Origin of the sequence: Streptodolium elevatio (genome assembly GCF_040649515.1) — a bacterium.
In the GTDB taxonomy this organism is placed as follows: Bacteria; Actinomycetota; Actinomycetes; order Streptomycetales; family Streptomycetaceae; genus Yinghuangia; species Yinghuangia elevatio.
Genome location: NZ_JBEZFP010000018.1, coordinates 18,613 through 42,934 on the forward strand (window position 1 = coordinate 18,613; position 24,322 = coordinate 42,934).

27 protein-coding genes and 1 tRNA gene are annotated in these 24,322 nt (G+C 68.6%); 18 read left to right on the top strand and 10 right to left on the bottom strand.

Annotated elements, in window-relative coordinates; translation table 11 throughout:
• Nucleotides 1-250: 250 nt before the first annotated feature.
• Nucleotides 251-931 (bottom strand): chaplin, encoded by a 681-nt coding sequence (locus AB0C36_RS09650; RefSeq protein ID WP_358351792.1) that lies wholly within the window; start codon nt 929-931, stop codon nt 251-253.
• A 389-nt stretch (nt 932-1,320) separates the two neighbouring features.
• Here AB0C36_RS09650 and AB0C36_RS09655 point away from each other — a divergent pair, with 389 nt between their 5' ends.
• Together AB0C36_RS09655 and AB0C36_RS09660 are read left to right on the top strand one after the other, a co-directional pair.
• Nucleotides 1,321-1,854, top strand: coding sequence for a hypothetical protein (locus tag AB0C36_RS09655; protein WP_358351795.1), 534 nt, complete (start codon nt 1,321-1,323; stop codon nt 1,852-1,854).
• Between the two features lie 19 nt (nt 1,855-1,873).
• The gene (locus AB0C36_RS09660) at nt 1,874-3,052 is read left to right on the top strand and encodes a tyrosine-type recombinase/integrase (protein ID WP_435839014.1); all 1,179 of its coding nucleotides are present in this window, start codon (nt 1,874-1,876) and stop codon (nt 3,050-3,052) included.
• Between the two features lie 282 nt (nt 3,053-3,334).
• Here the strand turns inward: AB0C36_RS09660 and AB0C36_RS09665 are convergent, their stop codons facing one another.
• The 6 genes from AB0C36_RS09665 to AB0C36_RS09690 all read right to left on the bottom strand — a co-directional run bounded on the left by AB0C36_RS09665 (nt 3,335) and on the right by AB0C36_RS09690 (nt 8,572).
• Nucleotides 3,335-4,306 (bottom strand): DUF6602 domain-containing protein, encoded by a 972-nt coding sequence (locus AB0C36_RS09665; protein ID WP_358351799.1) that lies wholly within the window; start codon nt 4,304-4,306, stop codon nt 3,335-3,337.
• 144 nt (nt 4,307-4,450) lie between these two features.
• Nucleotides 4,451-4,864, bottom strand: coding sequence for a hypothetical protein (locus tag AB0C36_RS09670; RefSeq protein ID WP_358351801.1), 414 nt, complete (start codon nt 4,862-4,864; stop codon nt 4,451-4,453).
• A gap of 235 nt (nt 4,865-5,099) precedes the next feature.
• Complete coding sequence (locus AB0C36_RS09675; protein ID WP_358351803.1) at nt 5,100-5,681, bottom strand: hypothetical protein; 582 nt, start codon at nt 5,679-5,681, stop codon at nt 5,100-5,102.
• Nucleotides 5,682-5,878: 197 nt separating this feature from the next.
• A complete protein-coding gene (locus AB0C36_RS09680) occupies nt 5,879-6,802 on the bottom strand; it encodes a hypothetical protein (protein ID WP_358351805.1) in 924 nt (307 codons plus the stop codon).
• Nucleotides 6,803-7,011: 209 nt separating this feature from the next.
• Nucleotides 7,012-8,250 (bottom strand): helix-turn-helix domain-containing protein, encoded by a 1,239-nt coding sequence (locus tag AB0C36_RS09685; RefSeq protein ID WP_358351808.1) that lies wholly within the window; start codon nt 8,248-8,250, stop codon nt 7,012-7,014.
• On the bottom strand, nt 8,240-8,572 hold the full coding sequence (locus AB0C36_RS09690; RefSeq protein ID WP_358351810.1) for a putative quinol monooxygenase: 333 nt from the start codon (nt 8,570-8,572) through the stop codon (nt 8,240-8,242). Before AB0C36_RS09690 ends, AB0C36_RS09685 begins: the two co-directional genes overlap by 11 nt.
• A gap of 447 nt (nt 8,573-9,019) precedes the next feature.
• Between AB0C36_RS09690 and AB0C36_RS09695 the strand changes: the two genes are divergently transcribed.
• From AB0C36_RS09695 to AB0C36_RS09760, 14 genes are all read left to right on the top strand, one after another.
• Nucleotides 9,020-9,289 (top strand): hypothetical protein, encoded by a 270-nt coding sequence (locus AB0C36_RS09695; protein WP_358351813.1) that lies wholly within the window; start codon nt 9,020-9,022, stop codon nt 9,287-9,289.
• On the top strand, nt 9,286-9,711 hold the full coding sequence (locus AB0C36_RS09700) for a DUF3307 domain-containing protein (protein WP_358351815.1): 426 nt from the start codon (nt 9,286-9,288) through the stop codon (nt 9,709-9,711). The genes AB0C36_RS09695 and AB0C36_RS09700 overlap by 4 nt, the downstream gene beginning before the upstream one ends.
• Nucleotides 9,708-11,069, top strand: a complete 1,362-nt coding sequence (locus AB0C36_RS09705; RefSeq protein WP_358351818.1) for a hypothetical protein — start codon at nt 9,708-9,710, stop codon at nt 11,067-11,069. The genes AB0C36_RS09700 and AB0C36_RS09705 overlap by 4 nt, the downstream gene beginning before the upstream one ends.
• On the top strand, nt 11,066-11,443 hold the full coding sequence (locus AB0C36_RS09710) for an RRQRL motif-containing zinc-binding protein (protein WP_358351819.1): 378 nt from the start codon (nt 11,066-11,068) through the stop codon (nt 11,441-11,443). Before AB0C36_RS09705 ends, AB0C36_RS09710 begins: the two co-directional genes overlap by 4 nt.
• A gap of 78 nt (nt 11,444-11,521) precedes the next feature.
• Nucleotides 11,522-13,693 carry an FtsK/SpoIIIE domain-containing protein gene (locus AB0C36_RS09715; protein ID WP_358351822.1) on the top strand — a complete coding sequence of 724 codons (2,172 nt, stop codon included), beginning with the start codon at nt 11,522-11,524 and terminating at the stop codon, nt 13,691-13,693.
• A gap of 153 nt (nt 13,694-13,846) precedes the next feature.
• The gene (locus AB0C36_RS09720; protein ID WP_358351825.1) at nt 13,847-14,128 is read left to right on the top strand and encodes a hypothetical protein; all 282 of its coding nucleotides are present in this window, start codon (nt 13,847-13,849) and stop codon (nt 14,126-14,128) included.
• A 45-nt stretch (nt 14,129-14,173) separates the two neighbouring features.
• On the top strand, nt 14,174-14,443 hold the full coding sequence (locus AB0C36_RS09725; RefSeq protein ID WP_358351828.1) for a hypothetical protein: 270 nt from the start codon (nt 14,174-14,176) through the stop codon (nt 14,441-14,443).
• Nucleotides 14,444-14,540: 97 nt separating this feature from the next.
• Complete coding sequence (locus tag AB0C36_RS09730) at nt 14,541-14,792, top strand: hypothetical protein (protein ID WP_358351830.1); 252 nt, start codon at nt 14,541-14,543, stop codon at nt 14,790-14,792.
• Nucleotides 14,793-14,826: 34 nt separating this feature from the next.
• Nucleotides 14,827-15,291, top strand: a complete 465-nt coding sequence (gene ssb / locus AB0C36_RS09735) for a single-stranded DNA-binding protein (RefSeq protein WP_358351831.1) — start codon at nt 14,827-14,829, stop codon at nt 15,289-15,291.
• Between the two features lie 162 nt (nt 15,292-15,453).
• On the top strand, nt 15,454-16,287 hold the full coding sequence (locus AB0C36_RS09740; protein WP_358351834.1) for a deazapurine DNA modification protein DpdA family protein: 834 nt from the start codon (nt 15,454-15,456) through the stop codon (nt 16,285-16,287).
• 11 nt (nt 16,288-16,298) lie between these two features.
• Nucleotides 16,299-17,312 (top strand): bifunctional DNA primase/polymerase, encoded by a 1,014-nt coding sequence (locus AB0C36_RS09745; RefSeq protein WP_358351836.1) that lies wholly within the window; start codon nt 16,299-16,301, stop codon nt 17,310-17,312.
• The gene (locus AB0C36_RS09750) at nt 17,309-18,937 is read left to right on the top strand and encodes a YfjI family protein (RefSeq protein WP_358351838.1); all 1,629 of its coding nucleotides are present in this window, start codon (nt 17,309-17,311) and stop codon (nt 18,935-18,937) included. The genes AB0C36_RS09745 and AB0C36_RS09750 overlap by 4 nt, the downstream gene beginning before the upstream one ends.
• Before the next feature lie 315 nt (nt 18,938-19,252).
• Complete coding sequence (locus AB0C36_RS09755) at nt 19,253-19,465, top strand: helix-turn-helix domain-containing protein (RefSeq protein WP_235050738.1); 213 nt, start codon at nt 19,253-19,255, stop codon at nt 19,463-19,465.
• 35 nt (nt 19,466-19,500) lie between these two features.
• On the top strand, nt 19,501-20,664 hold the full coding sequence (locus tag AB0C36_RS09760) for a tyrosine-type recombinase/integrase (RefSeq protein ID WP_358351951.1): 1,164 nt from the start codon (nt 19,501-19,503) through the stop codon (nt 20,662-20,664).
• Nucleotides 20,665-20,715: 51 nt separating this feature from the next.
• Here AB0C36_RS09760 and AB0C36_RS09765 read toward each other — a convergent pair.
• Nucleotides 20,716-20,789: transfer RNA gene (locus tag AB0C36_RS09765), tRNA-Gly, on the bottom strand.
• 135 nt (nt 20,790-20,924) lie between these two features.
• Between AB0C36_RS09765 and dcd the strand changes: the two genes are divergently transcribed.
• Nucleotides 20,925-21,500, top strand: a complete 576-nt coding sequence (gene dcd / locus AB0C36_RS09770) for a dCTP deaminase (protein ID WP_358351841.1) — start codon at nt 20,925-20,927, stop codon at nt 21,498-21,500.
• 83 nt (nt 21,501-21,583) lie between these two features.
• Nucleotides 21,584-22,081: a phosphoribosyltransferase gene (locus AB0C36_RS09775; protein ID WP_358351843.1), complete on the top strand. Its 498-nt coding sequence runs from the start codon at nt 21,584-21,586 to the stop codon at nt 22,079-22,081.
• 261 nt (nt 22,082-22,342) lie between these two features.
• On the opposite strand, the gene AB0C36_RS09780 is transcribed toward AB0C36_RS09775, so the two are convergent.
• Together AB0C36_RS09780 and AB0C36_RS09785 are read right to left on the bottom strand one after the other, a co-directional pair.
• On the bottom strand, nt 22,343-22,984 hold the full coding sequence (locus AB0C36_RS09780) for a bifunctional DNA primase/polymerase (RefSeq protein WP_358351846.1): 642 nt from the start codon (nt 22,982-22,984) through the stop codon (nt 22,343-22,345).
• A 304-nt stretch (nt 22,985-23,288) separates the two neighbouring features.
• Complete coding sequence (locus AB0C36_RS09785; protein WP_358351849.1) at nt 23,289-24,311, bottom strand: Yip1 family protein; 1,023 nt, start codon at nt 24,309-24,311, stop codon at nt 23,289-23,291.
• Nucleotides 24,312-24,322: the final 11 nt, after the last annotated feature.

Genomic DNA, 24,322 nt, shown 5'->3' on the forward strand with positions numbered 1-24,322 from the left:
GGCCGGGGACGGCGCCATCGAAGGCGCCGGCCCCGGCTTCGGGTCTCGACCGTCCCCGCACGACCGTGCCGACGGCGTCCCGCAGGTGTAGCCCAGCGGAGCGGAAGCGAAGCCCCCGAACCAGTACGACCGTTCGTGGGGTTCCCGGTGCCCACCCGGCAGGACAGCGCCGGCACTTGCCGGCCCCGCAGCCGCGAGCCGAACGAGCCCGCCGGTTCGCAGCTTGCCCCAGGACCGCGGCGGAGCGTCCCTACCAGCCGCTGCCGTGGTTGCCGCCCTGGCTGCCGCCGCCGTGGCCGGGGTTCGCCTCCGGCTTGCCGCCCGGCTTGTGTCCCGGCTTCGCACCCGGCTTGTGGCCCGGGTTCTGGGCCGGCTTGTCACCCGGGACCGCGCACGGCTCCTCAGCCGGCTTGTGACCCGGCTTGTCACTCGGCGCGTGACCCGGCTTGTCACTCGGCTTGTGACCCGGCTTGTCACTCGGCTTGTCACTCGGCGTGTGACCCGGCTTGTGGCCGGGCTTGTCACTCGGCTTGTGTCCCGGCGTGTGACCCGGCTTGTCACCCGGGTGGTGGGCCGGTTTGTCGCTTGGGCAACCGCACGGCTCCTCGGCCGGCTTGTGGCCCGGCTTGTCGTTCTGGTGGTGCGCCGGGTTCATGCTCGGGTGTTCGGCGGGCTTGTGCTGGGAGCCGCCGTCGACGTTCGCGCAGAAGTTGCCGAACGCCGGGTTGAGGACGCTGATGACGCCGATCGAGTTACCGCACACGTTGATCGGCACGTGCACCGGGATCTGGATCAGGTTGCCGGACAGGACACCCGGCGAACCGACGGCCGCACCGTCGGCGCCGGAACCGGCGAACGCGGCGCCGGCACCACCCACCACCAGCGCGGCCCCGGTGACCGCGACGACGGATGCCCGCTTCAAAATCTTCAAGAGATACTCCGTGTTTTTCCCAGACTTGCGGCACGGGCGATCCGCGACGCGTCGCTGCGCGGGTCCAACCACAACTAGGTCGATCCGCCGGCAGCCGGGCAGGAACGGACTCGCCCCACCTCCGTCACTCCTGTCCCCCCACCCCCGGGATATGGCGGCCATACGGGTAGTGGCGTCGCGCGATCGGGTGTGTCTGCCCCACCGGCGATGACCGACCAGTCCGCGGTGTCCGTGGGCGCGTCGCCGCGGGGGAGCACCACGCCCACAGCGCTCCCGTCGGAGGCTGGCGAGCGCTCAGGGTGGCCTGGTGCATTCGGGTGGACCGCACAGGAGTGTTCCCTGGTCTTGCGAATAATGGGCAACTGCACCCCTATCGCACTGCTCCTCCGGTGCAGAAGGTCGGCGTACTCGGGAGGGAAGGGGTGCTCGTGTCCGGACGGTCACTGCCGCGGCGAGGTGTTGCCGCGGCCCGGTCAGGTGCGCCGCTGTCGCCGGCGGGGAGTCGGCCGGTAGCGGTCGAGGTGGTGCTGCTACGGGCGTTGCCGCAGCTCGGCTACCGGGTGGTGCGCGGTGCGCCGTTGCCGGCGGAGGCTCCGGATGCTGCGGCGGTCCGGCTGGCCGGGCTGCCGCGGAAGGCGGCGCGGCGGGCGGATTTGGTGGTGCATTCGACGAGTTGGCGCTACGACGACGCGGGGCAGGTGGTGTTGATGTACGCCGTGGCGCCGGACCCGTTCCCGCAACTCCCGGCGGTGGCTGTGGACCTCGGTGCGGTCGCGCGTGGCACTGGGCCCGCGAGGCCGTCCCCGACACGCGTTCGCGTGGGGGACGTGGCGGCGCACGCCGTGCGTCATCTGGCGTTCTTGGCCCGGTGCGACGCGCAGGTCCGCTCCGCTTTGGAGGGCATTGCCGACCGAGGCGATTGAGCTGCGTCGCCTCGGTGGGGTGCCTGATGGGAGGCAACTCAAAGGGAGGCTTCGGCGGTTCGGCAACATTCGCAAGCTGCCGTCGGGTTCCAGACGCGGTACGAGTGGTCCGGATAGCCTCGTTCGGCCGCCGCCGTACACCTTCGACGAGTGGGACGACGCGGACGACTGGCTCGCGCTCAAGAAGGCGGAGATCCGCGGCGGCGAATGGCGCGACCCGGACACGGGAGCGGTCAACTTCGAGAAGTACGCGCTCAAGTGGATCGAAGAGCGGCCGATCGAGCCGACGACAGACGAGCTGTACCAGCGACTGCTGCGGCTGCACATTCTCCCGACGTTCGGGGACTTCGACCTGGACGAGATCGACGCGTCGAAGGTTCGGTCTTGGCGGGCGAAGCGGCTCAAGGCGACGGGGGCGACCACGGTTGCCAAGTCGTACCGACTGCTGAAGGCGATCATGCAAACGGTCTTCGAGGAAGACGAGTTGATTCCGCGCAATCCGTGCCGGATCAAGGGTGCGGGCAAGGAGTCGGCTCCGGAGCGGCCGATTGCGACGGTGGCCCAGGTCGACGCGATGGCGGATGCGATGGGTCCGCGGTGGCGGCTGCTGGTGTTCTTCGCGGCGTACTGCTCGCTGCGTCCCGAAGAGCAAGCGGAGTTGCGGCGTGAGGACGTCGACGTCGAGGCGCGGTCGCTGTCGATCACGCAGGCGTCGCCGGAACTGACTACCGGGCGGCGGGTGACTGGCGATCCGAAGTCGGCAGCGGGCAAGCGGACGGTGTTCTATCCGGAGTTCCTGGATGCCGACGTACCGCGGCATCTGGAGTTCTATGTAGAGGAGTCGGCCGAGAGTCTGTTGTTCGTGGGGGAGCGTGGCGGCGCGTTTCGGCGGTCGACGTCCGGGCGGAAGTGGCGGAAGGCGCGTACGGCTGTCGGGCTGCCCGAGCACTTCCACTTTTACGATCTGCGGCACACGGGAAACACGCTCGCGGCGCAGGCAGGGGCGACCGTGAAGGAGTTGATGGTGCGCGCGGGGCAGTCGACGGAGCGGGCCGCGATGATCTACCAGCACTCGACGAATGAGCGGCAGCGGGAGATTGCGGAGGGCGTGGACGCTCGGGTGCAGCGGGACCGGGGGAGGGGCACGGACCGCGGTGACGGGGACGCTAAGGGCACGGCTAGGGCACGTGATGCTTAGAGAGGTCTAGACAACAACGAAGGCCCGGGTCTGTGACCTGGGCCTTTGCTTTGGAGCGGGCGACGAGAATCGAACTCGCGCTCTGAGCTTGGGAAACCCGAGTAGCCCTGCTCCTGTCAACCGCCTGAACTGCACGAACGTGCTTCGACAGCGTCGCAGTCCGTCGACGCCTGCTCCGCCGTTGACCGCAGTGATCCGCCGGTGGTGGTGCGAAGGTGGTGCGGCCGAGTTGCTATGAAGGTTCAGCCTTGGGCGAGGCGCCTCCGAGCCCGGCCTGCGGCTCTACATCAACATGGCAGCCCACGGGGTCCAGTCGAGACCATCGATCCGATTCTGCGTAATCGCGCGCCAAGTGTGGTCACTGTAGACGTCTGGGTTCCAGTTCCGGCAGGGACCGCCACCCCGCGTGGGATCGACGGACTCGAAGGTGCGGGCGATGGGTTGAAGTTGTGGGTCGTGCCAGGCCAGCCGTCGCAGCAGCGTCGTCATCATGGAGAGCAGAGGCGAAGCGCCTCCAGTGTGGCGGTTCAAACTGCTGACGACCGCACCATCCGGCTGTTCGGGGTTGTACTCGCCAACGCGCTGCCAGACGAGGCCCGGTCCGGGGGGCTTAGGAGGCAGCCCCTCAACGTTGAGAGAAGGGCCCTCGCCGAGCCAGGGAATTCGTGCTGCCCACCATGTGGACAGGTTGGCCACGCACACCAGGTCGAGCAGGTCGCGGGGGTGCGCGGCGGCGTTCATCCCCGATTGCAGCGCCTTTTCGATGGTCTCGACTACCTCGGTGTCATCGGATTCCCAGGAATGGGCGTGGGCGAGGACGCCATACAGCGGGGTACCGAGCAATTCGTCGTACGGGGTGCCTTCCTGCTGGGTGGTCAGTTTGCGTACGGCAGCCGCAGTCTTAGCAGCCTCGATCAGGTGGGTGGCCTTCAAGGTGTTCTTGCACTCGAAGGCCGCGATCACCCCATCAGCGAGCCACATCCGCTTGGTGGTAAGGAAAGGCGGGTACGCGGAACTGAGCACGAGGATGTCGATCTGCGGGCTGGTCGACCCGTCCGAGCCCATGATCTGACCTTTGGTGACGACGTGGTAGCCCGCTGGGAGCCACCGGCTCAGAAGTTCGGCCCAGTTCTCTTCGCCTTCGTCTCCGGCGGTGCCGTGGTCGTTCTTGTGCTTCTTGCGGATCCGTTGGTACTCGGCAGCCATCTCGGCGCTGGCCTGCTCAAAGAAGTCGTGGAGGTCGTGCCTGGGCAATGCACTCGTCCTTCCAATGACGCGCTGGTGTTGAGGTTTTGCTGGCCATGGTCGCCCGCGCGTTTCAGCAGACCGCGATGTGTCGCGCATCTCCCGCAGAGGGGCCGGGATGTCAGTTGCTGCCTGACAAGGTGATCAGCTTCTCTACGGAGAAGCGGTGGCGTCGGTGCGGGAGACACCCAGGTGCGCTTCGAGTGCTTGCTTGATCACCTCGTACGGCGAGATGCCCGCACTCTCCGCTTGGGTACGAAGCCAGTTCTCCAGGTCAGGCGGCAGATACTTGGACCGGTTTGCAAGGTTCTCAAGCTTCGTCACCCACACGCAGTTCTCCGGCGTGTAGCCGAGGTTGTTGTCCTTCCGATCTATCTCCTTTCCGTCCATATAGCCGTTTGCTAAGGCCCAGTTGCGAAAAGGCACGTAGTCCTGCCACTCGCTACAGACGGAAATGCCACGTCCGACGTAGCGATGGGCGGCACGGCCGTTCGGATTCGTGCATCGCTGCTTCATGCTGGCCCAGACGCCGTAGAGCCGACTTTGGTAGTCTCCGTGAGTCGTCATGCGCTTGATGGTCGCCTCGCGTGCCAGACATCCACAGCTCTTGGTATTTCCGGAACGCAGGCTGGCGAGCCGTAGCTCTTTGCGAGTACGCGACGCGCATGCGCACTCCACCAGCACCCACGGCACGTGCTCGCCACGTGGGGTCCGCCGCCGCCCCAGGAACTCAACGATTGTCAGACGTCCGTAGACGTCTCCCAACTGGGCGGCCGGCCTTCTGGGTCTGCGAGACCGAGCGTCACCGGGCACAGGCGCCACCCCCTTCGCGCTGTGCTTCCCGGTGAATCTCAAGGGCACGGCGAATCACGGTGTATGTGTCCACCCCGTCCATCGTCGCTCGGGCGTTCAGGGCCTCCTGCAACGAGGCTGACAGGTAGCGACCGCGGTTCAGAAGGTTCTCTAGGTCGGTTACCCACCGACAGTTCTCGGGCGAATAGCCGAGATCGTTGTTGATGCGATCGATCGTCATACTCTCGGCGTAGCCGCTGGACTCTGCCCACTGCGCGAACGCAAGGAAGTTTTCCCAGTCAGGGGTGACTGTGATGCCTCTCCCGCCATAGCGGGCGAACTTCGGTGACCTGGGGTTGGAACACCGCTCCCGCATATTGGTCCAGACGCTGTGGAGTCGGTCGCGGGATCGTCCGTGGAAACGGTACCTGTCGTATGTCTGTACCCGGCCGCCCCACACACGAATGACGGTAATCCGTTCCTCCGGATCCCCCTCGACGCTGGCGCAGCAGAACCCGCAGGCGGACCGCTTCAGCTCCTCCAGACGATCTTCGCGGGCCTCGATCGTCTTGCGACAAGCGACGCAGCGCATTGGTACGAAGTACCGGTTACGGGTCGACGACCGACCGCTGCGCCCTAGCACCTGCTTTGGGTACGAGGGGCCTGTGACCTCGTGGATGCCGACCCGGGTTCCCGCCGGGAGATCAGACTTCTTCCGCGCAGGCATCACAGCCCCTTGAGTCGCTGCCGCGTTGCGCAGCCATGATGACGTTCAGCACCGACAGCGCGTCAGCCCCCGACTGCCAACTGGCCTACCTGCGAGATGGCTTCCATCATCATCGTGGCGAAGGCTGGGGATGCGGACGAGGCGACGAGCGGGATTACCCGCTGAATCCTGGACTGAACTCGGGCCGCTTGCGGAGTGTCGGACGCGGTCTCCTCCTGAATCTCTTGAAGAGCGTCACGCGCCTCCGCTTCCTGGTCTGGAGAGAGACCCAGCTCGGGCAAACGCGCTTGGAGTGCTCGAGCGAAGACGGCCATCGCCTGCGCGTCGACTCCCGACAGGGTGTTTGTCTGGGTGACCGTGTCACCAACAGCCCACTGGCCACCCTGTGGGTTGTTGATGTTGATCTGCGTCCCCCCCGATGAACGCTGGGCGCGCCGATAGTCCGTCACGTTGCCTCCGAAGTCCTCCACACAGTCGCGACCGACGGACGTCAATCGCGGTCGCAGGATGCCTGCGCCCCAGCTGCCCACACCCTCGATGAACCCGGCCTCGCGCAGATCGACGGAGGCGTTGTGAATAGCTTCTGTCGAGATCCTGGTCCCCGCGAACCAGGCACCGTCGGTCTCGGCGAACGCGTTGAGCCTGGGGTGTCGGTCGCCTTGGCGTTCGCGTCGGTACAACCACAGCAAGAGTTCCCGCCTCAGACGGCTCGCCACGGCTACATCGTCCTTGCCCTGATCGCGAAGCCGTTCCGCTGCGACCTCGCCGCGCACCGTGACCCGACCATCGGGAACGTCGCCGTCCAGACCGAACTCCGCCTGGACCAGCGACTCGTGGACGAGTGTGTGCACGAGCGAGCGGGCTGCTGACCGGTCGACTTGGAACTCGGCAAAGAACGTCGCCGGGTGTGCCGTCGAACCGTCAGGGGTGGTTTGCGCTGAGAACCACAGCAGGAGAGCGTCACGCAGGATTGGGGATGAGGGCATCGAGGTCTACACCGCTTCTAGGGGCTTGGTGGGTCGCTGCTGTACCGAGACTACGGCGATCAGCGAGACGTTTTGGCTCGATGCGGTTTTTAGACATGACAGTGCAATCGGCCACCACGTCAACGTTGATGCCGTGCAGACAGTTCGGTAACGCACACCGCAGGGAACGCACAGGCCGTTGCCCAACGGCCGCCGCGTCTTCATACGGTTCAGTCCAAGACGTTTGCCCGTTCAGCTAGTGCTGACAGGGCGGGTGGGGCGGCCCGCCCGCCAATGAGTACGAGTTCGCGGATGGTCGCACGGGCGGCCACGTGCGTTCGTACCGTTTCCGGAGCCAACTCCTCTGCCCTGAGCAGGCAGTCCAGAGCTTCCCCGATGTGGCGGCGTTGGGCATGTGCGCGGCCGAGGTCCATGAAGAGGCGTGAGCGACGTTCGGCGGAGAGGCTTGCCGGGTCGATCTGGCGACCGATGTCGAGGGCTTCGCCGGCGTCGCCCAGGTCGACGGCGGTGGAGACTGCCTGGATTTCCACGTTGGTCGGGCCGAACTCAAGGTTGAAGTCGTTGCGGTCGCCGCCGAGTCGCTTGGCGACGGCGCGGGCGTTGCTGATCTCCTCGCGTGCCTGCACTCGTTGACCGGCGCGGGCGTGCACGAGTGCGAGCACGAGATGGAGAGAACCGAGCACCGACAGGGCTTCGGGCTCGGCGGACTCGTCGGCGGTGTGCGGCTTGAGCGCGTTCACGGCGCTCGCCGCGGCGTGCTCTGCCTGGTCAAGGCGCTTGAGGCGTACGAATGCCTGCGCGAGTCGGAAGATGCCAGCGAACACCTGAAGCGGTTGCTCGGACATCTCTGCGGCTCGGATCGAGCGGTCGGCCGCGAGCCACGCCGCGTCTGCCTCGTCCTGGCGGACGAACGCTGCGGACAGGGCCTGGTAGGTCGCGCTCAGGAGTGTCTGTGCGTCGCGTTTCGAGGCAGCGTCGGCTACCCGCGCGGCGCGCTCAAGGCGCGGGATCAGCCGGCCGAGCAGGGAACTGAGTTCGGCGAACTGTGCGGCGTGGGTGAGTGACCAGACCTCATCCACCGCGCTGGTGAGCGCCGGGAGGTCCGGCGGCTCGGCTGCCTCGTGGGAGAGCAGCACGTCGAGGGCCGGGTGCCCGGAGATCAGAAGTCGCGCCTCGTCGAGGTCATTCGCTTCGTCCACGTCGGCCGGCGGGGGCGTGGTGGGTGCGGTCGGTGCGTCCGGGCTGAGCACCTGGATGGAGACGCCGAGTCCGTCGGCGAGCAGTTGGAGCACGTCAAGGCGTACGACGGGCTGAACCCCGCGCTCAACCTGGGACACCCAACTCGCCGTACGGCCGATGGCCGCGCCGAGTTCTTCTTGCTTCATCCCCCGTTGCTTGCGCAGCTGCGCGACGCGCGCGCCGAACGCCTTTCGCTCCTCAGCGTCCATCGGTAGTCCCCTCGCCGGCCGTGCCCTTGCCATCGATCTCGTGCAGGAACGAGACGTCCACCCCGCTCAGGTACTGCTCGCGCTCGGCGAGGAAGTGCCGGACGTGGGGCTGTTCCTCATGCCGGTCGAACGCGGCGCGGTCCGCGTACAGCTCGTAGAACACGCGAACCGTCGGCTCACCCTCGACCGAGTGGTTCACGTAGATCAGCGTCCCGGGCTCGTTCGCCCGGATCTCCTTCAAGGTCGCCGCGGCGAGCGCGTCGAACGCGCGGGCGGCGTCTTCGTCGTGCGTGGTGAAGCGGACTACCAGGCCGAACGCCATGGTCACAGCTCCTGTCACAGGCGTGTGCAGTGGGACTCACAGAGACGTCAGTAAGTGTGACACGGTCGCTGAAGTACTGCGACTAACAGATTCTCTTGACTCACAGAATCTCTGCGAGTACGTTCGTCGTGTCGCCACCGCACCGGAAAGCACGGGGCTCTGACCTCCTGGTTTGGGCTGCCGCAAGTCGGTGGGGTGGCAGCAAAGACGGCTGATCAGGTCGTCGGCCTGCTACGGGCGTGCTGCTTGAGAACTCCACAGAGTGCTGAGAGACCACAGCTACGAGTGCTTTTGGTCCTCGATCCGCAGCGTTTCTGCGAGTGGGTCGGGGGCTATGACCGCTCGTCACATGTGGCGAGGCGCACCGACGTGCGCCGGGACGACCGCCTGTCCTTGGCGGGGTGGCGGTCGTCCCGTAGGTCGCTCCTTCGAGAGAGGAGTACGACCGTGCGAACCATTGTCGCCGGGCACATGGCGTTCTCGGGTTCCGAGTTCGCCGAGTTGGCGATGGGGATCGACCCGGAGCTGTTCACGGGCCCCACCGACGAGACGCCGATGGAGCGGGCCGCGCGGCTGGACGCCGCGCGCGACGTGCTCACGGACCTGTGGCGTGAGGACCCGGAGCTTGCGGCGTACGCCGAGAGCCTGATGAACGAGTCGGCGGAGGTCATCGAGCTGCCGGCACGGCGTACCGCCGTTGGGCGGTGGGCGGCGTGAGCGCGGACCCGGGCACGTTCGCGGCTGTCGGGTTCGCGTTGTACGCGGCGCACATGGTGGGCGACCACTGGGTGCAGACCGACAGCGAGGCTATGAACAAGGGTCGCAACGACTGGACGGGCCGGTACTTCGCCACCCGTCACGGCATCGGACTCGCGGTGGTCAAGGCGCTGTTCCTGACGCTGGTGTGGGCGGTGTTCGCGTTGCCGCTCGCGCCGCTCGGCGTGGTCCTGGGGATGGCCGTGGACACCGTGTCGCACATCTGGGCGGACCGCCGTCACACGCTCGCCGCGTTGGCACGGCGCGTCGGCAAGGGCACCTGGTGGGAACGCGACTCAAACGCCCCGTACCTGCTTGACCAGTCGTGGCACATCGGATGGTTGTTCGTCGCCGCAGTCATCATCGCGGGGGTGGGGTCGTGACCGAGACCATCTACACGATGCGCGCCGGCAAGAAGATGGACGCCGCGCGGATCGCCGAGGCGCACGCCGCCGCGGCCGAGAAGACCGCGCTTGCGTCGGTCGTCCAGGCGCAGGCAGCCGCGCAGGTCGCGGCGATCGAGCGGCAGGAGCAGCGCGACTTGCGCGCCGAGACTGCCAAGGACAAGGCGGCCCGTCGCAGCGAACGCCGTGCGAAGTGGGACGCGTCGCTGGTGTCGGTGCGCGAGCGACGGGACTTCGTCCTCGTCGCGGTCGTCATGGCCGCCTCGATCGGCACGGCGTGGCCGGCTCAGATGGGCTTCTACCTGAGCATGGGTATGAACCCGGTGCTCGCGGTGCTGGTCACCGCGATGACCGAGGGCGCCGCATGGGCCGGGGCCGCGATGGCTTCCAAGGCAATCGAGGATGGTCGGCCGGTCGGGATGTACCGGGCCATCACGTGGAGTTCGGCGCTCACCGCGTCGGCGCTCAACTTCGCTCACAGCTACCACCGGAGCATCCCGCTCGCATGCGTGCTCGCGCTCGCCAGCATGCTGGGCGTGCTCCTGTGGGAGGCGTACGCGCACTCGCAGAGCGGTGAGGACGGCGGGAAGACTTCCGCGCAGGTCCGAGCCGACTACTACCGAAAGGCGCGGTACCCGAAGGTGTCGCGACGTGCGCGAGACCTGATCGCCGCGGTGCCCGGGATAGACGAGGGTGCCGCGTGGGTCATCGCGTGGCGGTCGGTGCACGGTGCCGATCCGGGCGTGACGCACCGGACTCTCAAGCAGCACCACAAGTCGGTCAAGCGCATCGGCGACCTGCTCGACAAGGCACCCGTCGTGAACCCCGCGGCAGTCGGGCTCAAGTCGCTTCAGCCGCTCAGCGCGACTCTTCAGGACATGGCGCCCGGCGGCACCGTTGCCGACGCGCACGACGCGGTACGAGACGCGGTGGTCGTGGCTTTCGATGCGTCGTACCCGATTGAGGAGTTGATCGGGATCGACGCCGACAAGCAGTCGGCCGACGAGTCGGGGGAACGGTCGGGGTCTGACCGGGACTTTCCGGATGAATCACCGCAAAACGAAAACGCGGTGAGTCGGCCGACTCCGGCGCCGCGGAAGGCCACCGGTCGGGTCCCGTCGGCCGCGAAGTCGACGGTACCGAAGCGGACGCCGGACGAACTCCTCACCGATGCCCGTCGGATCACCGCCGAGTGGCCGACCGAGAACCTGACGGCCGACCGCATCCGCAAGTCGGTTCGTACGTCGGCCGAGTCGGCTCGGACCCTGCGTGACACGCTGCGTGCCGAGCGGGCGTCCGACGACGAGTCGGGCGCCGGCGCGGCGAGCGTCGCGTGAGGTTCCGGCGCCGATTCTGGGACCCGACCGGGGAGCGGTACGGACTCCCCACCTACCCGTGGCAGTTGGCCCCCGGCGGACTGGCCACTCGTCGTCAGCTTCGTTCCGACGGGTTGCGCCCCGGCGGGCAATCGCCGGTCGCGCAAGTCATGTGGCAACGACGGCGCACGGTGCAAGTCGCGTACTTGTACCGCGTCGATCGGGCGTTGCCGGTACGGCCGATGACCGGCCCGAAGTCCCGGGCGCTCGCCGCCGCGATGCTCGCGCGCCGCACGTGCCCGTCCTGCCGCACCGATCGCGGCTACGTCATCTCAGTCCGGCTCGGCGTGTGTGTGCCGTGCGCGGACGCGCTTCCCACGTACAGCGCCGCCTGATGTGCAACGCGGCCCCGGCTCTCGCCTGGCAGCTACCGCCGGGGCCGCTCCCCAACACTGCGATTGGAGAGCACCAGCATGACGCACGTCGATCCGTTCAACCCCGATGGCGACCAGGAACAGGGCGCCGACGTCATCCCCTTGCACAAGCTCAAGCCGCCGGTATCGGACGTTGACCCGGTGCCCGACGTGGCGCCGACGGAGGATGCGTACGAGGTCCCCGTCCCGGTCGACGCGCCGGCACCCGCGCGGCTGTCGTGGCGGGAGTCGGTACGCGGTGAGAAGCGGCAGCCGATCCTTCCCGCGTGGCTGCTCTCCCGCGACGCGCTCTCGGAACAGGTCCGATGGGTGTGGGACCACTACATGCACGTGTTCGCGTTCCACGCGGTGCGCGTGCCGGTCTACGCCGGCACCCTCGCGCTGCGCTCGCCGCAGGGTGCCGGGCGACTCATCGGGGGTGCCTTCCGATGGGTGACCGACGCCGACGGAAGGCCCGTCCGCGCGAACGCCATTCAGCGCGCGGACGCCGCCGAGTACCTGAAGCTCGCCAAGCACCGCGACGGCCGTATCCGGCTCCGGATCACGATCCTGATCGCGGCCACGCTCGCCGTCGGCATCTTGTTGACCGCGCTGATCCTCGCGGGCCCGACCTGGGGCGCGGTGCTCGCGTTCGCCGGCATCATCGGTGGGCTCGGGTTCTTCGGAGCCCCGGATGACCGGCCCGTGGTCGGCCCCGCGGTCGTCAAGCCGCAGGTCCAGAAGCTCAGTTCGCACATCGTCCTGCGTGCGCTCGGCGCACTCGGCATCGCGGGCATCAACCAGGCGATGACGAAGGGGTGGGGGCCGCGGGCGTTCGTCGCCCCGATCACCCGAGACGGCCCCGGTTGGCGCGCGGACGTGGATCTGCCGTACGGCGTGACGGCGGTCGACATCATGGAGCGGCGCGACCGGCTCGCGTCCGGTCTGCGCCGGCCGATGGGGTGCGTGTGGCCGGAGCCGGTCCATGACGAGCACACGGGGCGCCTCGTGTTGTGGGTCGGGGATCAGGACATGAACCAGGTCACCCCGCCCGCATGGCCGCTCGCACGGTCCGGCGCAGCGTCGCTGTTCAAGCCCCTGCCGTACGGCACCGACCAGCGCGGACGTCAGATCCTGGTCAACCTGATGTACGCGAACATGCTGATCGGCGCCATGCCCGGCATGGGCAAGACGTTCGCGCTCCGCATCCTGCTGCTCGCCGCAGCGCTCGACGTGACGGCCGAACTGCTGGTGTGGGAACTGAAGGGCACCGGGGACCTGTCGCCGCTTGAGAAGGTCGCCGCGGACTACGGGTCCGGCCCCGACGACGAGACGTGCGAAGCGGCGTTGCGGTCGCTGCGGTACGTCTACAAGGAGCTGGAGCGCCGCGCGAAGGTCATCGCCGGGCTGCCCAAGAACGTGTGCCCGGAGAACAAGGTGACGCCGGAACTCGCCGCGAAGAAGTCGCTGCGGCTGCACCCGCTCGTGCTGGCGATCGACGAGTGCCAAGAACTTTTCGCACACGAGAAGTTCGGCAAGGAAGCCGAAACCCTCGCGGTCGCCGTCATCAAGCGCGGTCGTGCGCTCGGCGTCATCCTGCTGCTCGCCACCCAGCGTCCCGACAAGGAGTCGTTGCCCACGGGCGTCTCGGCGAACGTCGGCATCCGGTTCTGCCTGAAGGTCATGGGGCAGTTGGAGAACGACATGATCCTTGGGACGTCGTCCTACAAGAACGGTCTGCGGGCAACGACGTTCACGCTCAAGGACAAGGGCATCGGCTACCTCGTCGGTGCGGCCCCGGACGCGCAGATCACTCGGACGTACGCGGTCGACAACGACGCTGCGGACAAGATCTGCGACCGCGCCCGAGCCGCACGGGAAGCTGCTGGCACCCTGACCGGCTACGCCGCCGGGCAGACCAGCGAGACAGACCGCGGCCCGTCATACGACTTGCTCGCCGACGTCCTCGCGGTGATCCCGCCGTCCGAGCCGAAGGTGTGGAACGAGGTTGTCGTGGACCGGCTCGCCGAGCTGCGACCGGACGGCTACGGCACCTGGGCGGCCCTCGACGTCAAGGCGAAGTCCGCGCAACTGACCACCGCGCTCAAGCCGTACGGCGTGCCGGTCGGTCAGGTCTGGGGCACCGACGACGCGACCGGTAAGGGCGCGAACCGGCGCGGCATCACCCGCGATGACGTCGCCGCATCCATCACGAAGCGTGACGGTTCCTGAGGCTCGGACCGACTCTCGCGCGCTGCTAGGTCTAGCACGACCGCTTGCTAGACCTAGCAGCCCTGCTAGCAACCCATTCCCGCGCTGATCAGTGCACTAGTCCCTAGCACCGCCATGCCCGGAACCAGCGAAAACGCCTCTGGGAGGCCCCTGATGACCCCCGACACGCTCGCGTTGCTGCTCATCCTCGGTGCCATCGGTGGTTACGCACTGTTGTGCTGGATCGCGCCGTTCGGCCCCTGCCGTGCCTGCGACGGCACCGGCAACCACACCCCGTGGGCCGAGCGCCGCGCGCTGCGCAACGGCGCCCCGATCAAGCGTCGCCCGCGCATCCGCAAGCCGTGTCGCCGCTGCAAGGGCACCGGCGCCCGGCTCCGCATAGGTCGCCGCATCCACAACGCCGGACGCCGTCTGCACCACGACGGCACCCGCTAACCACCCACCCGCGCACCATCCCTGACGCAACCTCAGGAGGCTGCCATGGGAACGAACTTCCTCACCCTCGCCGCCGGCGAGACGCCGCCCGCCGGGACCCCCGGTGGGGGCACGGTCACCCTGGCTATGCCGGTCATCTGCATCGTCCTCGCGACGCTGCTGCTCGCCAACGGCAAGGCCCCGAAGCTCGCCGGGTTCTTCCTGTTCCTCGCGGGCGTCGGACTGTCCGGCACCGCCATCGCCGGATCGCTGTCGACGTCCACGCACACGCTGTTCACCAGCGTGGTGGACGGCCTGACCGACGCCATCGGCTGAACCCCCGGACGCCCGCCGTGGCTCCGGACACGGAGAGGTGTCCGGGGTCGCGGGGGACGGCCGGACGGTCCGGTCTCCCGCTCGGGAGGCACAGCCCATGCGCATCCGACGCTGGTTCATCTACCGCGACGCCGGCGCGCTGCACATCGAACGTGGCGCCGACCCGAACTGCCCCGACTGCGACGGCCGGGGCATGTGGTGGACGAACGGCGCCACCGAACACGACGACCCCGACGAGGTCTTGTGCGCCTGCGTGTTCGGTCCGCACTTCCGGGTCCGATACCGCCCGCGGGCGTGGGCCAAGCAGGCGCCGACCAACGATCCGTGGTCCAGCGAACCGCCGTTCTGACCCCCTGCACTTCCCTTGTGAGAGGAGCACGGCCGTGGCCAACAACGCCACCCACATCACCGTCATCGGGAACCTGACGCGCGACCCGGAGGGCCGCGTCACCGCATCCGGTGTGTTCGTCACCCGCGTCTCGATCGCGGTCACCCCGCGCCGCTTCGACAAGCAGTCGGGCCAGTGGGTCGACGGCGAGACGACGTTCTGGGACGCCACCGCGTGGCGCCAGCTCGGCGAGCACGTCGTGGAGTCCCTGTTCAAGGGCGACCGCGTGATTGCGACCGGCACCGTCACCACGCACCGGTGGCAGGACACCGAGACCAACGAGCCGCGCTCGCGCGTCGTGCTCGACCTGGACGACATCGGCCCGTCCCTCACCTGGGCCACCGCGAAGGTTGACAAGGCCAACCGCTCCCGCGGCAACGCGTCCACCAACGGCGTCACCGCCCCCGGCGACCCGTGGGCCACGAACGGCCCGACCGCGAACAACGAAGTCCCGTTCTAGACGCGCCCCGGGGCGCCCGTCACTTCTTGGCGGAAGCGGGCGCCCCGGGTCTCAAGCCGCCCCTAAGCAGGGGCAGACAGGAGACCCCAGGATGCACCGACCCACCACCGGATCGCGAGTCCCTGACTCTGTCACTACCTGTTCGTTGACGCAGGTGTCGGCATGACCACTCCTCGGCCCGCGATGACGTTCTACCTCGGGACGCACCAGCCCGGATGGCTCGCCACCGCAGGCGTCCCGCTGTTCGTCTCCCGAACGCGCATCCATCAGTCCCGCCGGCCGCGTCGGCGTACCTACCCGCGCGCGATCACCCGGTGGGCGATGGACTCGGGTGGGTTCACCGAACTCCAACGCTTCGGTGGTTGGCGGCACACGCCTGCGCAGTACGCCGCGGAAGTGCGGCACATCGCTGCGGAGATCGGGCGGATGGACTGGGTGGCACCGCAAGACTGGATGTGCGAACCGATCGTCATCCGGGGCGGCACTGCCGGGCCGATTCAGTTCGCTGGGACCGGGCTCAGCGTCGCCGAGCACCAGCGCCGCACCGTCGGCAACCTGCTTGAGTTGCGTGCGTTGGCGCCCGAACTGCCGTGGGTGCCCGTCCTGCAAGGCTGGACGCTGTCGGATTACCTGCGCTGCGTTGATCTGTACGGCCGTGCCGGGATCGACCTGACTGGTGAGCCGCTGGTCGGCCTCGGATCGGTTTGCCGCCGACAGGCCACCCAGGAAGCCACCCGCATCGTGACCACCCTGGCCGGGCTCGGTCTGCGGTTGCACGGGTTCGGGTTCAAAACGCTCGGCCTGCGCAGCTGCGCACACGCGCTCGCGTCGTCGGACTCCCTTGCCTGGTCGTACGACGCGCGCCGCAAACCCGCGATGACGGGCCACACGCACCGCAACTGCGCGAACTGCCAGCTCTACGCCCTGCGCTGGCGCCACGCGCTCCTGAAGAACCTTCCGCCCTGGCACCAGCCCGAATTGACGGCTGCCGCGTGAAGGAGGAACCCATGACGACCCCGAATGACCGCACACGGGTCTGCTCGCGTTGGTCCGCACAGCCCTGCCCCGAAACCGTGGGCCTGCGCCGATACACCAACGGCTACTTCTGCCCCGCACATGCGCCCGGCGCGGTTGCCCCGCCGTTGCCCGACGCCAACCCGCTCAAGACAGCGGCACTCGCCTACGCGGCGCGCGGATGGCACGTCTTCCCCATCACACCGGGCGGCCGGGTGTCCGCGGTCACGGACTGGCCGAACCGGGCCACCGCGACGGACACCGCGCGCATCGCCCGCTGTTGGGAGCACCGCCCGTACAACATCGGTATCGCGTGTGGGCCGTCCGGTCTGGTCGTCGTGGACCTGGACATGCCGAAGAGCGAGGACGACAAGCCGAAGGATGAGTGGGCGGGGGAGCAGGTGAGCTGCGGGGCGGATGTGCTCGCGGTCCTTGCCGCACGCGCCGGCGAGCCGTTCCCGGACCACACGTTCACCGTGACCACCCAAGCAGGCGGAACGCACCTGTACTTCGCCGCTCCGGACAGCTTGGCGTTGCCGAGCACGTCGGGCAAGCACGGGTGGAAGGTCGACACTCGCGCGAACGGCGGGTACGTCATCGCCGCAGGCAGCGTCCGCAACGACCGCCCCTACACCGTCACTCGTGACGTGCCTGTGGCGCCGTTGCCGGACTGGCTGTTCGCCATTCTGCGGCCTGCCCCGGTGGCACGGCGACGGGTGCCGACGCCGGTTCTGCGGGACGCGAGCAGGTACGCCACCGTGGCGTTCGAGAACGAGTGCGCCAACGTCGAGAGCGCGCCCGACGGAACGCGCGGTGTCACGCTGCTGCGCGCCGCGCGGGCGCTGGGCCGGTTCGTCGCGTCCGGCGACCTGCCGCGTCCGATGGTGGAGGACGCTCTTAGGGAAAAAGGGGCTGCGGCCGGAATGGAGGACGCCCGCTGCGTCGCGATCATCCGGAGCGCGCTGAACTGGTCCATCGCCAACAACCAGCGTCGGGGGGCGGCATGACCAGCCCTACGCCCTTTTTCCCTAACAGCAGCTCTTCCCCCGGCCACCGCGCACCGGCCGGCGCCGACGCCCCGATGCCGCACGACGGCGCGGTGTTCGACCGTGCCTTTGACGGGTTCCCGCCGGATGACCTGCTCGCCGCGTTCGACCCGCCCCCGGTATGGGACGAGCCGGTACCGCTCGGACAGGTCCGGACCCTGCCCGAGTTCCCCGTGGATGCGCTGCCCGGATGGGTAGCGGACATGGTTGCCGCGGTCGCCGAGGAGACGCAGACCCCCGCGGACCTTGCCGGGTGCACCGCGCTTGCAGCGTTGTCGACGGCGGCCGGAGGACGTGCGGTGGTCGACGTGCGCGGTGGGTGGCGTGAGCCGGTGAACCTATATGTCGCGGTGGCGTTGCCGCCGGCGAACCGCAAGTCCGCGGTGTTCGCCCGCATGACCGGCCCGTTGTTGAAGGCCGAGCAGGTCATGGACGAGAACGCCATCGGCGCCATCGTGGAAGCCGAGACCACCGCCCGGCTCGCCAAAGCCGCCGCCGAGCGTGCCGCGCAGAAAGCCGCCGGCGCCGATGGCGGGAAGCGCGACGAACTCACGGCGGAAGCGGTCGCGTTGGCGCAGGCAGCCGAGAGCGTCGCTGTCCCGGCGCGTCCGCAACTGGTGGCCGACGACGCCACGCCCGAGGCGGTCACCTCGCTTCTCGCCGAGCAGCGCGGGCGTCTGGCGGTGTTGTCCGCCGAGGGCGGGATCTTCGACATCATCGCGGGGCGCTACTCGGGAACGCCGAACATGGAAGTGTTCTTGAAAGGCCACGCGGGGGACCTGTTGAAGGTCAACCGGCAGGGCCGACGCGAGTACATCGAACATCCCGCGCTCACCATGGGGCTCGCGGTGCAGCCTGCGGTGCTGGAAGACATCGCGAGAGTCAAGGGGTTCGAGGGCCGGGGCCTGCTCGCCCGGTTCCTGTACTCGCTTCCGGTGTCGCTGGTCGGGCGCCGGAAGATCCTGACCGACCCGGTACCCGAGCAGGTCGCCGACACCTACGCCCGCCGCTTGGGGGCGCTGGTGTTGGCGCTGGCGGACTGGACCGATCCCGCGGTGCTACCCCTCACACCCGACGCGAACGCGGCCCTCGTGGAACGGCAGGAGCACACCGAACGGCGCCTTGCCGACGGCGGTCTGCTCGCGCACGTGCGCAACTGGGGCGGCAAGGTCGACGGTGCATCGGTCCGGATCGCCGGACTGCTGCACCTCGCCGCGCATGAGCAGGCGTGGACCCGACCGATCGACGCGGACACCGTCCAAGCGGCCGGACGCATCGGGGACTACTTCACCCACCACGCACTCGCCGTGTTCGACCTGATGGGCGCCGATCCGGCACGCGACCGCGCGCGTTCGGTGCTGGACCACCTGCGGCACCGCAAGGCCGCCGTGGTCAGCAAGCGGGACCTGTTCACCGGACTGTCCCGCGCCGAGTTCCCCACCACCGCGGACCTCGATCCGGCGCTCGCGCTGCTCGAAGACCACGGGTGGGTCAGGGCCGGACCGGGACCGGAGCGGCGGGGGCGCGGCCGGCCGCCGTCGCCGCGGTACGAGACGCACCCGTCCCTGCACAGCCCTGGGGCCTGACGAACCCTGCCGCAGAAACCGCACAATCCGCAGAACTGCCCGCGCATGCGGTCTGACCTGCGGCGATACCCGACCGGCCGCCGTTCCGCAGAACTCCCCCTTATCCCGCAGAAATACGCGGGAGCGACACGGCGGCCGGTCGGCACCACACGCGCGGCTATTTCTGCGGAATAAGGCCCTGTTTCTGCGGAGGTCACCGCCCACCGCATCACCGCAGGTCACAGCCCCGATCCCGGGTTTCTGCGGATTCTGCGGTTTCTGCGGCGCCCGAGCCGCGACCCCTCACGCCAACTTGCCCCAGGAAGGAGCGGGACCGTGCCCGACCGGTTCCTGTCGGTTCCCGAAGTCGCCGAGCGCATGGGCTTCGACAACGAGCGCTTCGTCCGGCGCCTCGTGGCTGAACGCCGCATCCAGTACGTCAAGTTCGGTTCTCACGTCCGCATCAAGGAGAGCGTTGTGATCGCGTACATCGACGCGAACACGGTGCAGCCGCTCCGTCCGCGCCGTCGTACCTGGAGGGCCGCATAGTGGCAAAGAAGCGTGGCCCCAAGAAGGGCAAGCCCATGCGCCGGTTTGGTGCGGTGCGGCAGTACCGGTCCGGCCGTTGGACCGCGTCCTACCTCGACCCGACCGGTGCGCGCCAACGGGCACCCGAGACGTTCGCGACTCGGGAGGACGCCGAGATCTGGCTGTCCCAGATCGAGGCGGACATCACCCGCAAGGACTGGCGCGACCCGGACGCCGGCGCCGTCAACTTCGAGGACTACGCGCGCAAGTGGGTCGCCGAGCGCGGGGTGGCACCCACAACCGAGGAACTGTACGAGCGCCTGCTTCGCCTGCACATCCTCCCCACGTTCGGCGAGTCGGACGTGGACGAGATCACCCCGCCCAAGGTCCGCGCATGGCGAGCCGAACGGCTCAAGACCACGGGGGCGGGCAGCACCGTCGCAAAGTCGTACCGGCTCCTCAAGGCGGTTCTGGAGACCGCGACCGATGACGAGTTGATTCGCCGGAACCCCTGCCGCATCCGGGGAGCAGGCAAGGAGACCGCCCGCGAACGCGAAATCGCGAGCGTCGCCGAAGTCGACGCCCTCGCCGATGCCGTGGGCCCACGTTGGCGGCTCATGGTGTACCTGGGCGCCTACGGCCCGATGCGTCCGGAGGAGCAGGCCGAACTCCGGCGCAAGGATGTGCGGCTGGAGACGATGACGATCCGCGTTCGGCAGGCGGCCCCGGAACTGAGCACCGGACGCCGGGTGATCGGCGAGACGAAGTCCGAGGCTGGTATGCGCACGATCGTGCTCCCGGCATTCTTGCGCGACGAAGTGCGCAACCATCTCGACTGGTACGCCGAGCAGGGGCCGGACGGTCTGCTGTTCGTAGGAGAGAAGGGCGCCCCGTTCCGCCGATCCTCGTTCGGCAGGAAGTGGCGGAAAGCGCGCGAGAAGGTCGGGCTGCCCGAGGGGTTCGTCTTCTACGACCTGCGGCACACTGGGCACACGCTCTCGACCCGATCCGGCGCGACGCTCAAGGACACGATGGTGCGCGCCGGACAGTCCTCCGAGAAGGCCGCACTGATCTATCAGCACTCCGACCACACGCGCCAACAAGAGGTCGCCGACGGTCTGGACAAGATGGTGCGCAAGCAGCGCAAGAAGGCCGCGAAGCAGGCTCGTAAGGAGCGCAAGAAGGGCACAGGTGGTGCGGACGTGGTGCGCGGCGCCTGAATAGGTCTAGACAACGAACAAGGCCCAGGTCCCTGACCTGGGCCTTACGTCTGGAGCGGGCGACGAGAATCGAACTCGCGCTCTGAGCTTGGGAAGCTCATGTTCTACCATTAAACTACGCCCGCGTTGCGGCCCTGGTGGGGGTCGCGGGTCACACTGTACCTGATTCGGTTGGTGGGGTGCAGGCGTGTTTTGGGGTGGGGGCGGGCCGGGGTGGTGCCGTTTGGGTGTATCCCGGGGGCAGCGACTACCCTCTGTCTGTGCTGCTTTCGGACAAGGACATTCGCGCGGAGATCGACGCCGGTCGGGTTGGCATCGACCCGTTTCAGCCGGAGATGGTGCAGCCGTCCAGTGTGGATGTCCGACTTGATCGGTTTTTTCGGGTCTTTGAGAACCACCGGTACCCGCACATCGATCCTGCGGTGGAGCAGCCTGATCTGACCCGGCTCATCGAGCCGGAGGGGGACGAGCCGTTCATTCTGCATCCGGGCGAGTTCGTGTTGGCGTCGACGTACGAGGTCATCACGCTGCCGGATGACGTGGCGAGTCGGCTCGAGGGCAAGAGTTCGCTCGGGCGGTTGGGGTTGCTGACGCACTCGACCGCCGGGTTCATCGATCCGGGGTTCTCGGGGCACGTGACCCTGGAGTTGTCGAACGTGGCGACGCTGCCGATCAAGTTGTGGCCGGGGATGAAGATCGGGCAGCTGTGCCTGTTCCGGTTGTCGTCGCCCGCCGAGTTTCCGTACGGGTCGTCGGTGTACGGCTCGCGGTACCAGGGGCAGCGGGGGCCGACGGCCTCGCGCTCGTTCCAGAGTTTCCACCGTACGAAGATCTGACGGTGCCGGCCTCGGGTCGGCAGGTGCAGAAGTCAGGACAGCGGCGCGCGGCGCCGCCCGAACACGTAGGTAGGGCCCCGACAATGACCGACGTGCGCGAGAACCTCACCTGGGAGCTCCTCGGCACCGCGACGCGGGAGCTTGCGGAGCGGGTCGCGGAGGACGGGTACGAGCCGGACATCATCCTGTCGATCGCGCGCGGCGGCGTGTTCGCGGCGGGGGCGCTGGCGTACGCGCTTGATGTCAAGAATCTGCACCTGGTGAACGTCGAGTTCTACACCGGCGTGGGGACCACGCTGGAGATGCCGATCATGTTGGCGCCGGTGCCGAACGTCATCGACTTCACGGACAAGAAGGTGTTGGTGGCGGACGACGTCGCCGACACCGGCAAGACGCTGAAGCTGGTGCGCGACTTCTGCGAGGGTGCGGTGGCCGATGTGCGCTGCGCGGTCATCTACGAGAAGCCGCAGTCGTCGGTGAAGTGCGAGTACGTGTGGAAGTACACCGAGGACTGGATCAATTTCCCGTGGTCGGTGCTGCCGCCGGTGGTCACCCGGGAAGGCCAGATCCTCGACGCGTAGGGGAGCCGGAGTCCCCGGACCGCGGATGCGGCGGGCAGTTGGGTGAGCCGCCGGACGGACAACTGGAAGCAGACGTGACGAAGGCCCCGTGGCCGGGTGGGTGGCGACGGGGCCTTCGCGCGGCACTGTGCGGCACTGCTGGGACCCGGGGACCGTGAGTGCGGGGGTCGGCCGGGTCCGGCCCGCTTCCGCGTCCCCGGACGGCGTGGCCGGGCGGGCGACGACCGTGCGGTGCGGATGCGGTGCGGGCAGGGGAAGCGCTCAACCACTCACCTCCTCGCGCGCGTGCGGGGGCCTGGCCGGGTCCTGCTGGCAGGAGCGGACCAGGGTCCCCAGGAGTTCGACCGCCTCGGGCAGTCGCCGGTCGACCGGGTCCGGGGGCACGGCCCAGCGCGGCTCGGGGCCGTCCGCTCCGCACGGGCCGGAGGGAGCGAGGACGACGTGGCCGATGCCGTGGTGGCGTACGTCGAGGTGGGCGGCGTCGTTGTGGTCGATCGTGTACCAGTACACGTCGCGCGCGCCGGGGCGCACCAGGAACAGCAGGCGGTCGGACGGCAGGTGCACGACCGGTCCCGGGGTGAAGCCGAGGTGGTTCAGCTCGTGGATCGCGGCGTAGCCGACGTGTGCGGGGGCGTCGAGTACGTCGAACTCCAGGCCGGTGGCGAGCAGTACCGAGTACGGCCGCCGGCTCCACCACGTCCTGATGACCTGGGACGACCGGCTCGCGGCCGCCAGGTCCACCGCGTCGGCGGGGTGCGCGCCGGGCTCCGGGCACCGGAGCGATCGGCAGGAGCAGCGGTCCTGGTCGACGTAGGCACCGGGCAGTACGGGCCATCCTCGATCCGTCGCGTAGAAGAGGGCGGCGGCCTGCAACGCCGCTTTGGTGCGTCTCCGCACGAGCATGTCCGGTCCTTAACCGCGGCGGTGGTGCGTCCCGGACTCGGTGGGGGGATACCGGGGATCGCCGCGTGGTCGCGTGCGCTGGATGTGCAGTTCCTGTCTCGTTGCGTTCCCGTGAGACGAGGAAACCGCGTCGCGCACGCGACGGGAAGATCCATCCGGGGCCTACATGGTGCCGCTTGTGGTCCGGGTGGTCCGCTTGTGGTCCGCTTTGCTCGTTCCGGCCCGTGTGCGGCACTGGTACGGCCCTCGCGCGGCCTCTTGCGGCCTTGCGTGGGACTTCCGCGCGGGTCCCGCGCGGCGCCGACTACGCGGACGTCAGCGGCAGCTTGAGCACCAGGAGCAGGGCGATCAACTGTACGGACACCGCGCCCAGCGCGCGCGCCCAGGCCAGTTCGTGCACGCGCATCGCAACTGCCGTGAGCAGCCAGGCCGTCAGCGCGAAGGACGCCACTCCGACAACCATGACCGCGTTGTTGTCGTCACTGGCGAACAACGACACCACCAGACGCGGTGCGTCGGTGAACCACGCCACCAGCGCGGCCAGCGTGATGAACGGCCCGGCGTCGCCGTTGCCGCCGAGCATCTGCGCCAGCATGTTGGACACCCAGCCGAGCACGACCATGAAGCCCGGGACCACGACGGCGGTGATGAGCATCGCCGGAACGCTGGTGGACAGGGTGCTGGTGACGACCTCGTCGCGGGCCTTGTCGTTGGCGACCATGGCGAGCACGCCGCAGATCGCCGAGACGATCAATGCGGGCCACCAGAACGCCTGGTCCCGCGCCCGTTCGAGCGTCGACAACGGGCGGCTGAGCAGGCCGCCGAACAGTTCCTGCCAGGTCAGTGGGCGGGACGGCGTGGGTGCGTAGGGGGCGTACGCCGCCTGGGCGTTGGGGTCGTACGGCTGCCCGTTGCGGTACACCGTGCTCTGCGCGCTCCGGCGCGGCGCGGGCGGCGGCACGGCCGGGGCTACCTGCGTGTACCCGTCGGGGGTCTCGCCGTAGACGTAGATGCTCGTCTCGTCGGGCAGCGAGAGCGGACCACCGGGGTACGCCGACTGCTGCCCGCCCGGCTGTGCCTGCCGGGGGCGCGGCTGCGGTTGCTGCGGTTGCTGCGGCTGCGCATAGTGCCCGTGCTGGGACTGCGACTGCGGCTGCTGCTGAGGCGGCGCCTGCCGCGCATGCGGTGCGGGCTGCTGCTGCGCGTACGGCGAGGGGTCCTGCGGGCGCGGTAGCGGCCGACCGTACTCGTCGTACTGGTCGGGTTGGCCGTACTGCGGTCCCTGGCCGTACTGCGGTCCGTAGGGGTAGCGGTCGTTGCCGGTCACACCCCTGACGG

Bases quoted from the DNA above. Each gene is read 5' to 3' on its own strand.
- AB0C36_RS09685 (WP_358351808.1), bottom strand. From the start codon at position 8,250: ATGGACGCTGAGGAGCGAAAGGCGTTCGGCGCGCGCGTCGCGCAGCTG.
- AB0C36_RS09775 (WP_358351843.1), top strand. From the start codon at position 21,584: ATGACCGACGTGCGCGAGAACCTCACCTGGGAGCTCCTCGGCACCGCG.
- AB0C36_RS09730 (WP_358351830.1), top strand. From the start codon at position 14,541: ATGCGCATCCGACGCTGGTTCATCTACCGCGACGCCGGCGCGCTGCAC.
- AB0C36_RS09720 (WP_358351825.1), top strand. From the start codon at position 13,847: ATGACCCCCGACACGCTCGCGTTGCTGCTCATCCTCGGTGCCATCGGT.
- AB0C36_RS09725 (WP_358351828.1), top strand. From the start codon at position 14,174: ATGGGAACGAACTTCCTCACCCTCGCCGCCGGCGAGACGCCGCCCGCC.
- AB0C36_RS09675 (WP_358351803.1), bottom strand. From the start codon at position 5,681: ATGCGCTGCGTCGCTTGTCGCAAGACGATCGAGGCCCGCGAAGATCGT.
- AB0C36_RS09780 (WP_358351846.1), bottom strand. From the start codon at position 22,984: ATGCTCGTGCGGAGACGCACCAAAGCGGCGTTGCAGGCCGCCGCCCTC.
- AB0C36_RS09670 (WP_358351801.1), bottom strand. From the start codon at position 4,864: ATGACGACTCACGGAGACTACCAAAGTCGGCTCTACGGCGTCTGGGCC.
- AB0C36_RS09750 (WP_358351838.1), top strand. From the start codon at position 17,309: ATGACCAGCCCTACGCCCTTTTTCCCTAACAGCAGCTCTTCCCCCGGC.
- AB0C36_RS09760 (WP_358351951.1), top strand. From the start codon at position 19,501: ATGCGCCGGTTTGGTGCGGTGCGGCAGTACCGGTCCGGCCGTTGGACC.
- AB0C36_RS09680 (WP_358351805.1), bottom strand. From the start codon at position 6,802: ATGCCCTCATCCCCAATCCTGCGTGACGCTCTCCTGCTGTGGTTCTCA.
- AB0C36_RS09745 (WP_358351836.1), top strand. From the start codon at position 16,299: ATGACGACCCCGAATGACCGCACACGGGTCTGCTCGCGTTGGTCCGCA.
- AB0C36_RS09715 (WP_358351822.1), top strand. From the start codon at position 11,522: ATGACGCACGTCGATCCGTTCAACCCCGATGGCGACCAGGAACAGGGC.
- AB0C36_RS09690 (WP_358351810.1), bottom strand. From the start codon at position 8,572: ATGGCGTTCGGCCTGGTAGTCCGCTTCACCACGCACGACGAAGACGCC.
- AB0C36_RS09740 (WP_358351834.1), top strand. From the start codon at position 15,454: ATGACCACTCCTCGGCCCGCGATGACGTTCTACCTCGGGACGCACCAG.